Source organism: Embleya sp. NPDC059237, assembly GCF_042754105.1.
Taxonomy (GTDB): Bacteria; Actinomycetota; Actinomycetes; order Streptomycetales; family Streptomycetaceae; genus Embleya.
Genome location: NZ_JBHZAE010000010.1, coordinates 210,678 through 223,451 on the forward strand (window position 1 = coordinate 210,678; position 12,774 = coordinate 223,451).

The following is a 12,774-nucleotide window of genomic DNA, read 5'->3' on the forward strand; positions in this document are numbered from 1 at the left end:
GGGCCACCCGTTCGCTCCTCAGGCCACCAGGACGCGGTCGGCTCGGAGCAGGGCGGCCAGTTCGACGCAGCGGCGGGTTTGGATGCGGGCCAGGTCGAGGGACAGCAGGGTCGGGTCGTCCGTGGTGGAGGCGCGGGTGGTCGGTTCGGTGAGGGTGGCGATCGACCGGCGCGGGTGGGGGTCGTCGTCCGTCGGGAACCGGGGGCGGATGATCGCGAAGCTGCGCATCAGGCCGCCGTGGCGGGTGTCGGGGGCCGGCGAGGTGACGAAGACGCCGAAGACCTGCTCGCAGGAGCGCCGTTGCCAGGAGTCGCGCATGTCCCGGGCGGCCGCGTCGCTCGCCGACGCGGTCGCCGAGCGGGTGAGGCGGTGCAGCAGGGCGACGATGTCGCCATCGCGTGCCGGTGCGCCCAGGATCACCACGTCGGGCCAGGTCAGGTCGCCCACCGTGGCGAGTGGGTCGGCCTTGGTCCCGTCCCGTGGTGCGGCCGGTTCGGCCTCGGGCAGTCTGCGCAGCCGGATGTCGGCACCGGTGTTCCAGGCGACCGCGGCGACCGCGTCGGCCATCGCGCGTACGCACGTGTCGGTGTCGTGATAGATCACGGTGACCTTGATGCTCATGTCGTCTCCCCGTAGCGGATGTCCGGAAAAGCCGGTGCCTTCCCGATCTGCCGGCCAGTTCATGATCAACCGGCATCCGTACGTCGTGCCGGCCACTTCACGCTAGGCGCGGGCACACCGTCGTGCTGATGGCCGTTCACGCCACGAAGCGGACTCCCCACGCCACCCCCGGGCTTTTGTGTCCGCCGACCGCCGAGGGGGCGGGCAGCCGAACGAATCGGATCCGGGCACCCGCGTGGGCTACCGTCACTGTGCCCGGCCCACCGGACCCCGACCCCGCCCGCCGACCGCACCGAGGAGAGCCACCGATGGCGTTGGACCCGCTGGACAGCCGGATCATCACCGCGCTCATCGAGGACGCGCGTTCGACCTATGCCGAGATCGGCACCCGGGTCGGCCTGTCCGCGTCCGCGGTCAAGCGCCGGGTGGACCGCCTCCTCGCCACCGGCGTGATCACCGGCTTCTCCGCGTCGGTCGAACCCGCCGCGCTCGGCTGGACCACCGAGGCGTTCGTCGAGCTGTACTGCGTGGGGCGTACCTCGCCCAGCGAGATCGGGCGCGCGCTGGCCAAGTTCCCCGAGGTGGTCTCGGCCAGCACCGTCACCGGCGACGCGGATGCGGTGATCCACCTGCTCGCGGCCGACGTACAACACTTCGAGCAGGTCCTGGAGCGGATCGCCGCGGAGCCCTTCGTGGTGCGCTCGAAGAGCTGTGTCGTGCTTTCCCGGCTGGTCAGGCGCAATGGAACGACGTGGCAGGGAGTGGAGACGCAATAGATCGCCACGAACGCGCATGATCACGCTCTTGGCCGGATCGCACACCCGTACGTAGGGTTTGAGCTGCCGGTGTGGACCCCCGGCGCCCCGAATTCCGTCGTCACGACCCCGCCGCCCCCGGGCGGGGGCGCCGCGCGACCGCGCCGAGAGAATGCCGAGCATCGCCATGCCGACACCGAGCACCCCCACGCCCATGTCCATGCACCGGTACGACCCCGCGCTCGCCGACCTGGTCTTCGACTACATGCGCGAACGGCTCGCCCTGGACCCGGTCCCGCTCGACCACCCCGGCCGCAAGGACAAGCTCGACCACGCGCTCGACGGCCTGATCGGCGCGCGGGGCAACGACCCCGGCGAGGTGCTGGCGATCTACGCCGACCAGCTCGCCCCGGCGGTCATCTCCTGCGACAGCCCGCGCTTCCTCTCCTTCATCCCGGCCGCGCCGACCAAGGCCGCGCTGCTGTTCGACATGGTCGTCTCGTGCGCGTCGCTCCAGGGCATCTCGTGGCTGGAGGCGGCCGGCGCGGTGGCCGCGGAGAACCAGGTGTTGCGGCTGATCGCCGACCTGGCCGGGCTGCCCGCGAGCGCCGGCGGCTGCTTCGTCAGCGGCGGCTCGGCGGGCAACCTGTCCGCGCTCGTGGTGGCCCGGGACATGGGCCGGCGCCGGACCGGGACCGGCGCGCGGGACCGGCTGCGGATCGCGGTCAGCGACCAGGCGCACTCCTCGATCGGCAACACGCTGCGCATCATCGGCATGGACGCGCTCGTGGTGCGGACCACCGACCACCGCCTCACCGGCGAGGCGTTGCGCGCCGCGCTGGCCGCCGACCCCGAGGCGCACGACGTGGTCGGCGTGGTGGCCACCGCCGGCACCACCAACGCGGGCATCATCGACGACCTGGCCGGGATCGGCGCGGTGGCCCGCGAGCGCGACCTGTGGTTCCACGTGGACGGCGCGTACGGCGGCGCCGGGCTGCTCGCGCCGAGCGTGCGGGCCCGCTACGACGGGATCGAACTCGCCGACTCGTTCGTCGTCGACCCGCACAAGTGGCTCTTCGCGCCGTTCGACTGCGCGGCGCTGATCTACCGCAACCCGGGCCCGGCCCGCGGCGTGCACACCCAGGACGCGTCCTACCTCGACGTCCTGCACACCGACGCGCCCGAGGAGTGGAACCCGACCGACTACGCGTACCACCTCACCCGGCGCGCCCGCGGCCTGCCGCTGTGGTTCTCCCTCGCCGTGCATGGCACCGACGCGTACACCGAGGCCATCGAGACCGCGCTGACCCTGGCCCGGGACACCGCCGAGCTGATCCGGGCCACCCCCGGTCTGGAGCTGATTCGCGACCCGGAGCTGTCCGCGGTGTTGTTCCGGCGCACCGGTTGGGGCCCAGCCGACTACCTCGACTGGTCCCGCCGCCTGCTGGCCGGCCAGGTCGGTTTCGTCACCCCGACCGGTTGGGAGGGGGAGACCGTGGCCCGCTTCGCGTTCCTGCACCCGGACACCACGATGGCGATGGTCGAGGAGATCCTGGCCACGATGAGGTAACGCAGTGCGGCCTGCCGCTCGCGCGTTCGGGTCGCCGTGGCCCAGACTGGAAGCCGATGGGACGGCTTCGGGGGCCGGGCGCCCGATCGGCCTCGGGGCCGGAGAGGACAGGCGTGGCGCTGGACGAGTACGCGGACCCGCCGATGATGGTGCCGGAGGTCGACGCCGTGACCGGCGCGGTGGCACGACTGGTGGGTACACGCGCGGGGGATGTGCGCGATGTCGGCGCCTACGCGGTGTTGCAGGGCCTGCTCGACGGCACGCCGGCGGCGGTGGGGGTGATGAGCCCGACCATGCGCTACCTCTATGTCAATCCGGCGCTGGCCCGGATGAACGGCCTGCCTGCCGAGGCGCACCTGGGCCGCACCATCGGCGAGGTGCTGCCCGACATGGACGCGAAGGAGGACGTGCTTCGGGCGGTGTTGCGCGACGGCGTGCCCCGCGAGGCCACCTCCTCCGGGACCACGCACGCGGGCCCGCCCGGCCGCCGCTGGTGGCACGGCGCCTACCACCGCCTGGAGCACGAGGGCGAGGTGGTCGGTCTGGCGGCCGTGCTCCTGGAGGTGTCCGAGTCCCGGCGCACCCAGCTGGAGCTGGACGCGGCCCGGCGCCGGCTCGCGGTCCTGGACGCCGCCGCCACCCGGGTCGGCACCACCCTCGATCTGGTCGAGACCTGCGAGGAGTTGGCCGAGCTGTTCGTCGCCGAGCTGAGCGACGTGGCCACGGTGGACGTGTTCGCCGTCGAGGGCGCCAACGGCACCCCGCACCAGCCGCCGGCCCTGGTCCGGATGTGGCGCGCCGCGCTCTCGCACCGGCCCGGCATGGCCGAACAGGCCGCGATCCTGCGCCAACCCGGCGAGAACGTGGACTACCAGCAGGGCTCGATGGTGCCGCGCGCGCTCAGCGAACGCAGCCCCGTGGTGGTCAACCGGGCGGCCGACGAGGAGATGGCCCGGCAGGTGTCCAGCCCCGACCGGCTCGCCGTGTTCCGCTCGGTGGGCCTGCACTCGGTGGTGGCGCTGCCGCTGGTCGCCCGGGGCAGTGCGATCGGCATGGTCACCATGTCCCGGCACGGCGCCGCCGACGAGTTCTCCCCCGAGGACGTGATCCTGGCCCGCGACCTGGCCCGGCGCGGGGCGATCAGCGTGGACAACGCCCGCCGCTACGCGCACGAGCACGACATCGCGCTGGCCCTGCAACACGCGCTGCTCGCCGCGCCCGACGCGCCGCACCCCGACATCGAGCTGGCCTCGCGCTATCGGCCCGCGGGCAGCAGCGTGGAGGTGGGCGGCGACTGGTACGACGCGGTCGCGCTGAGCGGGGGCCGCACACTGCTCGCGGTCGGCGACGTGATGGGACACGGCGTGCAGGCCGCCGTGGAGATGAGCCAGTTCCGGGCGCTGCTGCGGGTACAGGCCCGCTCCGACCTGGAACCGCACGAGATCCTGGCCGCGGTGGACCGCACCAGCACCAAGGCGGGCATCGAACGGGTGGCCAGCTGCCTGCTGGTCCTGGTCGACCCGGCGACGGACACGGTCACCTTCGCCAGCGCCGGCCACCTGCCGCCGCTCCTGGTCGGCCCGGGCGATGCGGCCGAACTGGTCGACGTGCCGGTCGGACCGCCGCTGGGCACCGGCTTCGGCGGCTACGGCTCGGTACGGCGCCGCAGCGATCCGGACCGGGTCCTGGTGATGTACACCGACGGTCTGGTCGAGCGCCGGGGCGAGGACATCGGCGAGTCGTTGCAACGGCTGACCCGGGTGGGACTGACCGCGGAGACCCCGCTGGTGCGGCTGGTGGACACGGTGATCGCCCGGATGATCACCGACAAGCCGGAGGACGACATCGCGGTCCTGGCCGCCCGACGACGCCCGGCGGCCCCGGGCGGATCGGCCTGGCGCGGCTGACCCGGCCCGCCGCAACCGGTGCGCTCCGGGCGTCAGTTCGGGTCGGCGGCCGGGCGGGTCCAGGTGTGCCGGGTGCCGGTCACCGTGACCCGCCGGCGGGCTTTTCGGGGCGGCGTCGGGGCGGGCGGGGTCGGGATCAGGCTGCCCGCGATGGTGTCCTCGAAGCGGCGGCGGATCGGGCCCCAGCGCGCCTCGTGGCGCGCGGCCCGGGCCTGGGCGCGGCGCAACTTTCGCGGGTGGTCGCGGTAGCGCCGCGTTGCCCACGGCGAGCCGGGGCGGGCCAGCCGGATCGCCGCGACGATGTTGACGATCGGGATGAACACGCCGATCACGCCGGTACCGACCTTGCCCTTGGCGAAGGTGATCGCGGCCATGGCGATGTCCAGGAGCAGCACGATCAGCCACGCCACCCGATCGCCGACGCTGCCGCCCTCGGGCTTCGCGTCGAAGGGCACGAATCCGCTCGCCGCCAGGCCGATCGCGGCGATCGTCAGCACGGTGGCCTCGATCGAGATCCGGCCCTGCTCGGACCAGTACACGTCGGCCAGGTGCACGATCATCCCGAACTCGTCCAGGACCAGCCCCGTGCCGATCCCGAGCAGCACCCCCGCGACCGCGCGGCCGACCAGGTATTCGCCGGTCCCGACGCCGACGAACCCGCCGATCAGGGCGAGCACGATGCCCGGGACCACGTGGTGGATGTGCACCCCGCCGCTGTCGAGGTTGTGGAACGGGCCGCGCCCGGCCCGGATCAGCCGGGTGATGGTGCGCGTGATCAGGAAGGTGAGCAGCAGCGACGCGAACGCCAGCGCCATCGGCAGCCGGCCCTCGCGGATCATGGTGTCCTGCCACCATCCGGCCAGTTGCGGGTGGGTGGTGTGCGTGGCCGGCATCGGCCCTCCTCCTCCGTGTCGGTGCTCCGGTTCCCCCTCGGGAACGGGCTACCGACGCCGATCAGGTGAACCGGGGGCTGCCGGTGCGCGGCGCGGTGACCAAGCGGGCGGGCCCTCGTTGGGTGGGACATGATCAAGCGCATCACCGCCGCCGCTCTGGCCGGCACCGCCCTCGTCGTGACCTTCGGCGCGTCCGCCGCCTCGGCGCAGGAGCCCACTCCGAACACCGGCCAGGTCGCCGGGGTGCCCAGTTCGGTTTATCCCGACGGCCTCAACAACCTGAACCACGTCAACCAGCTCGCGGGCGCGCTGCCCCTGTAGGCGCGTCGTCCGCGTCACGGGCGGGCGTGGTGTCCCGGTCCGGCCCCGAGCGGGGACACCACGCCCTCGGACGCGGCGGGCTCACTCGTCGTCCAGGGCGCGGCGCAGTTCCTCGCTCTCGCGGTTGGCGGCGGCGAGGTCGTCCATCATCCGCCGGGTGCCCTCGGCCACGCCCGCGTCCCAGATGCGGCGTACGAGAGCGTTCGCGCGATCCTGGGGCAGATCGGTCTCGCGCATCAGTAGCTCGGTCAGCTCGATGATCGGGTGTTTGGGGTGCATAGCCCCAGCAGACCCGTCCTGTCGGCGCCCCGCACCCGGGCGCGGCCGGTCGGGGGAGCGACCCGACGCGCCGGCCGGGGCGGGCTCAGGGCTTGAGGTGGCTCCAGGACTGCGGGTGGGTGGTCAGCCAGCCGGCCAGGTTCTGCGCCGGGCGGCCGGTGAGCATCGGTACCGCGTTGGAGACCTTGCTCATCTCGCCGGTCGCGATCGCCTCGTAGGAGCTCACCCAGCCGGCCATCTCCCACGCCGGCGCGTTGTAGCGCGCGCGTGAGGCGTACGCCTCGTCGCGGGTCTCGGCCACGTAGCCGATCGGTCGGCCGGCGAAGCGGGTGAGCACCGCCGCGGCCTCGGTCAGGGTGATCGCCTCGGGGCCGGTGAGGTCGTAGGTGAGGTCGTCGTGCGCGTCGCCGCCGAGCAGGACCGCCGCCGCGGCGTCCGCGATGTCCGCGTGCGCCACCGCCGAGACCCGACCGTCGCCGGCCGGGCCGCGGATGATCCCGTCGGGGCCGACCATGGCGGGCAGCCCGGCCAGGTACAGGCTGTCGCGCAGGAAGGTGTGCCGCAGTCCCGAGTCGCGGATGTGCTGCTCGGTGTGCCAGTGGTCGCGGGCGAAGGTGAAGGTGGCGTCGGGGGCGGCGCTCAGGAAGGACACGTAGACGATGCGGTGGACCCCGGCCGCGACCGCGGCGTCCACGACCGAGATGTGCTCGCGGACCCGATCGGCGCTCTCCCGGGCGGAGACCAGGAACAGTACGCTCGCGCCGTCCAGCGCCCGGCGCATCGCCTCGCCGTCGGCGTAGGTCGCCGGCGGCGCCGGGGTCGCGCCGCTCAGTTCGGGCAGTCGGGACGGATCACGTCCCACCAATCGTTGCGTCGCGCCGGCCTCGGCGAGCCGCCGGGCGACCCGGCCGCCGATCTGCCCGCTCGCTCCGGTGACCGCGATGACTGGTGCCATGACTGCGTCCCTTTCCGACTCGTGCGATCGGGCCCGGCCCGGCCGCTCGGCCACCGACCCTACTGCGCGGTTGCCGCTCTCCCGCCGAACCACGCCCATCGGGCGCGCCCGGTTCAGCGCACGTCGCCGAGCGGGCCGAGCATCAGGTCCAGGACCGGGCGGGATCGGTCGAACGCCTGCTGCGCCTGGTCCGGGTACACGGCGGCGAGGCACGCCGCGACCACGACGAGGAGCAGCAGGAGCAGCCCCTGCCGGGCGGCCCGGCCGACTCGGCGCACCCCGCCCGGGTCGATGCGCTCACCCGGGATCGTGTGGTCGCCGGGGATCGTTCGGTCGAGCGGGTCGTCCCGGAGCGTCGTCGCGCCCCGTCGTACCGCCTGTATGCCCGCGTTGCCGGCCATGTCCGCCCTTCCCCCCACACCCCGCGCGTTCGCGGGTCGTCGGGAGGGACGGACCGGGAGGGGGTGATGGTTCGTCGCCTTCCGGGTTGTCACCGCGTCGGAACCGATCCGTGACCGACGGGGCGCGTCACTCGTCCCACCAGCGGTCGCCCCGCTCGCGGCGATTGGCCACGATGACGGCGAACGGGGGGATCGCCATCGCGACGATCGTCATGCCGGCGGCGGCCGGGAACGACCAGCGGTAGACCACGGTGCCGGCGAGCAGGAACAGCACCAGGCACACGCCCATCATCACGAAGTAGCGCTTGCGGCGGCGGCGCTGGGACGGGACCGGCCCGTTGGGGGTGGCACCCCCGGGACCCGGGCCGTCCGGGTCGTTGGTGCTCATGCCTTCACGGTACGACTTGTCGCGGCAAGACGACGGGGACGCCGTGACGGCCGCCATGATGGGCCGATGCCCGGGAGTTACCCACGAATGACAATATTGGTATAGACCTCTGGGGTGGGGAAGGTGTTCACTTGCGTTCAGGCGGGACCGCGGGTCCGTGCCGATCGCCGGAAAGGAATCAGTCGCCATGACGACCGTCTCCCCTCCGCACGTCGGCGCGCCGGTCGCCTACCTGCGGTGCTACCCGCGTGACCCGTGGGAGATGGCCGCCCACCGCAACGCGCTGACGGCGTACGCGCAGGGCATCGGGCTGAGTCGGCCGGTGGTGTGTCTGGACAACGGCGTCTCCTCGCGCGAGGAACGACCCGCCCTCGAACAACTGCTGGCCCATGTACTGGCCGGCGCGGTCCGGATCGTCCTGATCCCCGGCCTGTGGGTCTTCTCGCTCGACCCCGAGCGCGCCCGTGCCATCGCGGACCGGTTCATCACCGCCGGCGCCCAGATCATCGACCTCCCGGGCCGCTGGCACGAGCACGAGGGACGCCGCGTCGCGAGGTGGTGAGGTGCGCGGGGCGGCGCCGGAACCGGCCCCGCCCCGCGCGCCGGCTCAGCCGGTCACCACCGCCCGCACCGCCTTGGTGACCTCGTCGGCGCGGGTGGTGATGTCGTCCACGCGGGCGGTCTGTGCGGCGAGTTCGGCGCGGACCTGCTCGTCCCTGATGCTGTTGAGGTTGACCTCGATGTTCACCCTGGACGTGGTCGCCGCCGCCCGCGCCGCCTCGACCGCCGCGGCCACGTCGGTGATCACCGTCCGATTGGCGATCGGCAGCAGTTTCTCGGCCAGTTCGACACACGCCGAGGCCAGGACGATCACCTCGGCCGGCGGCTTGGCCGCGCCGACCAGCGCGACGGCCACGGTCGCCGACCGGTCGGAGACTTCCCTGGCGGTCTCCCGGGGCAGCTTGTACGCCTCCGTCACCGCGGTGAACGCGGCCGCGTCCGCCTCGGCCAACCGCAGTGCCATGGCCCGCAGTTCGTCGGTCAGCGAGATCACCTCGGCGATCGACGTGGCGTGCTCGGTGTACTGCTCGCCCGTGGTGTAACGGGCCACCATCCCGAGCAGCGCGGTGGCCTGCGCGACGTGCAGCGCGGCCGCCGCGCCGCCGCCGGGCGCCGGCACCCGGTCGGCGAGCCGGGCCAGGTATTCGCCGATCTTCTCGTCCCGCATGGGAGTTCGTCCTTTGCTCGGGGGGCGACTACCGCATGTCCGGGAATCCTCGCACGAATGTGGGCCGTGTTCGGTGCCGACGGCGACCCTCGCGCGGTCAGTGCGTCGACCCCGCCGCCGACTCCTCCACGCGGAGCACGATCGCGGTCGCATTGTCGTGGCCGCCCGCGTCCAGGGTCGCGGTGAGCAGGCGGTCGACGATGCCCGCGGGCGCCCCCGACGCGGCGAGCAGTCGGCCGAGCGTGCGGTAGTCCACCTGTTCGGCGACGCCGTCGGTGCACAGCAGGTATACGTCGCCCGGCCGCAACGTCACGTTCAGCACGTCCGGTTCGGGCCGACCCGGGTGCCCGAGATAGCGGCCCAGCCGATAGCGCGCGGCGGCGGCCTGCGGCGAGTCGGCCGGGTACCAGCCGTAGACGGCGCCCAACCACGCCTCGGTGTGATCCACCGTCAGCAACTCGAGGTATCCGGCCCGCAGGCGATACACGCGCGAATCGCCGATCTGGACCAGCCACGCGGCGCCCTGGGGGTCGCTCGCCGCGCCCGCGTCGGCGACCAGCGCGGCGAGCGTGCAACCGGTGACCCCCTCCAGGTCGCGGGCCGCGGCCAGCACCCGGTCCTGGACGGCGGCCACGCCCGCTCGCAACGCCGCCGGGTCCGCCGCGCCGCCCCCGTGCACGGCGCGGCGGACGGCCTCGGTGAACCCCGTCATCGTGATCCGTCCGGCCGCCGTGCTCCCGGGGCCGTCGCCCATGCCGTCGACCACGGCGGCCAGGCGCAGGTCCGGGTCCAGGCCGAACACGTCGAAGTTGGCCCGATACCGGGTGCCGACCACGCTGCCCGCCGCCGCGAGCACCCGCACCGGGCCCGCCGTGAAACCGACCCCGCCCGCGGCCCCCGGGTCCTGCCGGCGTCGTTCGAACATGAGCGGCCCCCTTCGCTCCGATTGGCGTACCGTGGCACGCTATCGGGCGATCAGACCACGGTGCGGAAATGTGTGGTGAGCCGGCCGGCGTCGTCCAGGACGTGGAACGCGAGCGCGGGCGGGATGTCCACGTCGACGAACGGCGCGTCCTCGTCGACGCGCTCCCACGGCAGGTTGACGGTGGAGACCACGCCCGGGGCGACGATCAACGGCTTGCCGGCGAACGTGGTGGCCGCGGGCGTGTGCGCATGCCCGCACAGCAGCCCGGCCACGTTGGGCCGGTCGGCGACCACGGCGGCGAGGCGATCCGCACCGAACTGGCGGATCGCGTCGAGGGTCGGGATGCCCAACTCCACCGGCGGGTGGTGGAAGGCCACGAACACCGGTACGGAGGACGGGGTTTCGTCCAGCACCCCGGTCAACCAGGTCAGCGTCTCGTCGGCGATCAGGCCGTCGTCGCGGCCCGGGATCGACGAGTCGCACAGCGCGTACACCGCGCGCTCCGTGCGATGCACCCGGTTGATCGGGGCGTCGTCGGCGGGCTCGTCGAGCAGCCCCTTCCGGAAGGGTCCGCGTACGTCGTGGTTGCCGGGCAGGATCAGCAGCGGGTGTCGGGACGCCAACACCGCGCGGGCCTCGTCGTATTCGGCCGGCAGGCCGTGGTCCACGATGTCGCCGGTGACCAGGACCGCGTCCAGGTCGAAGGGGAGCGTGTTCAGGTGCTCCATCGTTGCGCGGGTGCGCTTGGCGGCCCGCCGGCTGCCGTCGAGGTGGGTGTCACTGAGATGCGCGAACACGATCATCGGGCGGGTCCTTGAGCGCGAGGGGAAACGTTGTTCCGGTGTAACCGGTCGTGATGACGTAGACGCTACGCGGGCCACCGGACCAGGGTTAAGATCCAGTGAAATGCCGAAGGATTGGTCCAGTTTCGTGGGTGCGGTGGGCGCGGGGGACGCTGTGGGTGAGGCGGCCGGTGCGGGCGCGGCGGCCGGTGGGCCCGGCACGGGCGGTGTGGCCGCCGCGATCGACCTGCACGTCGACGTGGACACCGCCGAGGGCCGCCGAGTCGGTCTGGAGCGGGCCCTGCGGGCGGCGATCCGCGGCGGGCGACTGGCGCCCGGTGCCGCGCTGCCGTCCACGCGCGGGCTCGCCGCCGACCTTGGCTTCGCGCGCGGGACGGTCACCGCGGCCTACGACCAGCTGATCGCCGAAGGGTTCCTGATCGCCCGTCAGGGAGCCGCCACCCGGGTCGCCGACCTGCCCGGGCCGGCCGGACCGGAGGCCTCACACGGCGCGCCGGAGGCCGGCGCGCCCCGGTTCGACCTGCGCCCCGGCCTGCCGGACGTATCGGCCTTCCCGACCGCCGCGTGGTTGCGCGCCACCCGCCGGGTGCTCACCACCGCCGCGCCGCTCGCGGTGCACGGCGTCGGCGATCCGCAGGGCCGCCTCGAACTGCGCACCGCGCTGGCCGAACACCTCGGCCGTACCCGAGGCGTGCTCACCACGCCCGATCGCATCGTGATCACCACGGGCTTCTACCAGTCGATCGGGCTGCTCGCGAGCGTCCTGGCCGAGGCCGGGGTGCGTGCGGTGGGGATGGAGGACCCCGGGCACAACGTGTATCGGGACGTGATCCGCCGCGCCGGGCCGGCGGTGGTGCCACTGCCCGTGGACGCCGAGGGCGCGCGCTTCGAGCGGCTGGCCGATCCGGCGCTGGGCGCGGTGGTGTTGACGCCGGCGCACCAGTATCCGACGGGTGTGCCGCTGCGCCCCGGACGCCGACACCGGGTGTGCGCGTGGGCGCGGGCGAACGGCGCGTTGATCGTCGAGGACGACTACGACGGCGAGTTCCGCTACGACCGGCAGCCCGTCGGCGCGTTGCAGGGCATGGCGCCGGAGCATGTGGCCTATTGCGGGTCGGTGTCCAAGACGTTGGGGCCGGGGCTGCGGCTGGCCTGGCTGGCCCTGCCCGCACACCTGGTCGAACCGGTGGTGCGGGCCAAGCACCGGGCCGACTGGCACACCCAGGGGCTGGGCCAGTCGGTGCTGGCTGATCTGCTGAACCGGCACGACTACGAGCGGCACGTGCGCGCGGCCCGGCTGAGCTATCGCCGTCGACGGGAGCTGCTCGTGCGCCGCTTCGGCACGGAATGGGCGGCTTCCGGGCCCAAGTTCCGCGGTGTGCCGGCCGGGCTGCATGTACTGATGACGCTGCCGCCGGGCGGCCCGGACGAGGACTTGGTGCTCGCGCGCGCCGCGGCGTGCGGGATGGCGCTGCGCGGCGTACGGGAGTTGTGGCACGGACCGGCTCCCGAGGAGGGCATCCTCGTCGGGTTCGCGGCCTCGCCCGGACACGCCTGGCCGGGCACGCTGGACGCGCTGGCGGAGGTGTTGCGGGCGCCGTGACCCGGGGGCGTGCGCGACGTGCGCTCGACGTGCGCCATGCGTGCGCCCGGCGGGAAACGGTGACGCGGAAGATCCATGGGGTAACCGAGGGTGTCGCATCCATGGAGCAAACCGGGGGTCGGCTG

General features: G+C 73.5%; 15 protein-coding genes. 6 read left to right on the forward strand and 9 right to left on the reverse strand.

Annotated elements, in window-relative coordinates:
• Nucleotides 1-18: 18 nt before the first annotated feature.
• Nucleotides 19-621, reverse strand: a complete 603-nt coding sequence (locus ACFXKZ_RS29430; protein WP_380004087.1) for a hypothetical protein — start codon at nt 619-621, stop codon at nt 19-21.
• Nucleotides 622-929: 308 nt separating this feature from the next.
• Here ACFXKZ_RS29430 and ACFXKZ_RS29435 point away from each other — a divergent pair, with 308 nt between their 5' ends.
• The 3 genes from ACFXKZ_RS29435 (at nt 930) to ACFXKZ_RS29445 (ending at nt 4,853) form a co-directional block, all read left to right on the forward strand.
• Entirely contained in the window at nt 930-1,397 is a 468-nt protein-coding gene (locus ACFXKZ_RS29435; RefSeq protein WP_380004088.1) for an Lrp/AsnC family transcriptional regulator, read from the forward strand.
• Between the two features lie 193 nt (nt 1,398-1,590).
• Complete coding sequence (locus tag ACFXKZ_RS29440) at nt 1,591-2,946, forward strand: pyridoxal phosphate-dependent decarboxylase family protein (protein WP_380004089.1); 1,356 nt, start codon at nt 1,591-1,593, stop codon at nt 2,944-2,946.
• Between the two features lie 113 nt (nt 2,947-3,059).
• Nucleotides 3,060-4,853, forward strand: coding sequence for a SpoIIE family protein phosphatase (locus tag ACFXKZ_RS29445; RefSeq protein ID WP_380004090.1), 1,794 nt, complete (start codon nt 3,060-3,062; stop codon nt 4,851-4,853).
• Between the two features lie 32 nt (nt 4,854-4,885).
• On the opposite strand, the gene ACFXKZ_RS29450 is transcribed toward ACFXKZ_RS29445, so the two are convergent.
• Nucleotides 4,886-5,746: a hypothetical protein gene (locus ACFXKZ_RS29450; RefSeq protein WP_380004091.1), complete on the reverse strand. Its 861-nt coding sequence runs from the start codon at nt 5,744-5,746 to the stop codon at nt 4,886-4,888.
• Nucleotides 5,747-5,875: 129 nt separating this feature from the next.
• On the opposite strand from ACFXKZ_RS29450, the gene ACFXKZ_RS29455 reads away from it, so the two are divergent.
• Nucleotides 5,876-6,067, forward strand: coding sequence for a hypothetical protein (locus ACFXKZ_RS29455; protein ID WP_380004092.1), 192 nt, complete (start codon nt 5,876-5,878; stop codon nt 6,065-6,067).
• Nucleotides 6,068-6,148: 81 nt separating this feature from the next.
• Here ACFXKZ_RS29455 and ACFXKZ_RS29460 read toward each other — a convergent pair whose 3' ends face one another.
• The 4 genes from ACFXKZ_RS29460 to ACFXKZ_RS29475 all read right to left on the reverse strand — a co-directional run bounded on the left by ACFXKZ_RS29460 (nt 6,149) and on the right by ACFXKZ_RS29475 (nt 8,090).
• Nucleotides 6,149-6,346: a hypothetical protein gene (locus tag ACFXKZ_RS29460; RefSeq protein WP_380004093.1), complete on the reverse strand. Its 198-nt coding sequence runs from the start codon at nt 6,344-6,346 to the stop codon at nt 6,149-6,151.
• Nucleotides 6,347-6,431: 85 nt separating this feature from the next.
• Nucleotides 6,432-7,301 (reverse strand): NAD(P)H-binding protein, encoded by an 870-nt coding sequence (locus ACFXKZ_RS29465; protein WP_380004094.1) that lies wholly within the window; start codon nt 7,299-7,301, stop codon nt 6,432-6,434.
• A 113-nt stretch (nt 7,302-7,414) separates the two neighbouring features.
• On the reverse strand, nt 7,415-7,702 hold the full coding sequence (locus tag ACFXKZ_RS29470; protein ID WP_380004095.1) for a hypothetical protein: 288 nt from the start codon (nt 7,700-7,702) through the stop codon (nt 7,415-7,417).
• A 127-nt stretch (nt 7,703-7,829) separates the two neighbouring features.
• Nucleotides 7,830-8,090, reverse strand: coding sequence for a DUF3099 domain-containing protein (locus tag ACFXKZ_RS29475; RefSeq protein ID WP_380004096.1), 261 nt, complete (start codon nt 8,088-8,090; stop codon nt 7,830-7,832).
• A gap of 187 nt (nt 8,091-8,277) precedes the next feature.
• On the opposite strand from ACFXKZ_RS29475, the gene ACFXKZ_RS29480 reads away from it, so the two are divergent.
• Complete coding sequence (locus ACFXKZ_RS29480; RefSeq protein ID WP_380004097.1) at nt 8,278-8,652, forward strand: hypothetical protein; 375 nt, start codon at nt 8,278-8,280, stop codon at nt 8,650-8,652.
• 45 nt (nt 8,653-8,697) lie between these two features.
• On the opposite strand, the gene ACFXKZ_RS29485 is transcribed toward ACFXKZ_RS29480, so the two are convergent.
• The 3 genes from ACFXKZ_RS29485 to ACFXKZ_RS29495 form a co-directional block, all read right to left on the reverse strand.
• The gene (locus ACFXKZ_RS29485; protein ID WP_380004098.1) at nt 8,698-9,318 is read right to left on the reverse strand and encodes a cyclodeaminase/cyclohydrolase family protein; all 621 of its coding nucleotides are present in this window, start codon (nt 9,316-9,318) and stop codon (nt 8,698-8,700) included.
• A gap of 97 nt (nt 9,319-9,415) precedes the next feature.
• A complete protein-coding gene (locus ACFXKZ_RS29490; protein WP_380004099.1) occupies nt 9,416-10,243 on the reverse strand; it encodes a PP2C family protein-serine/threonine phosphatase in 828 nt (275 codons plus the stop codon).
• 50 nt (nt 10,244-10,293) lie between these two features.
• Nucleotides 10,294-11,046: a metallophosphoesterase gene (locus ACFXKZ_RS29495; protein ID WP_380004100.1), complete on the reverse strand. Its 753-nt coding sequence runs from the start codon at nt 11,044-11,046 to the stop codon at nt 10,294-10,296.
• 220 nt (nt 11,047-11,266) lie between these two features.
• Between ACFXKZ_RS29495 and ACFXKZ_RS29500 the strand changes: the two genes are divergently transcribed.
• Nucleotides 11,267-12,649, forward strand: coding sequence for a PLP-dependent aminotransferase family protein (locus ACFXKZ_RS29500; RefSeq protein ID WP_380004408.1), 1,383 nt, complete (start codon nt 11,267-11,269; stop codon nt 12,647-12,649).
• Nucleotides 12,650-12,774 lie beyond the last annotated feature (125 nt).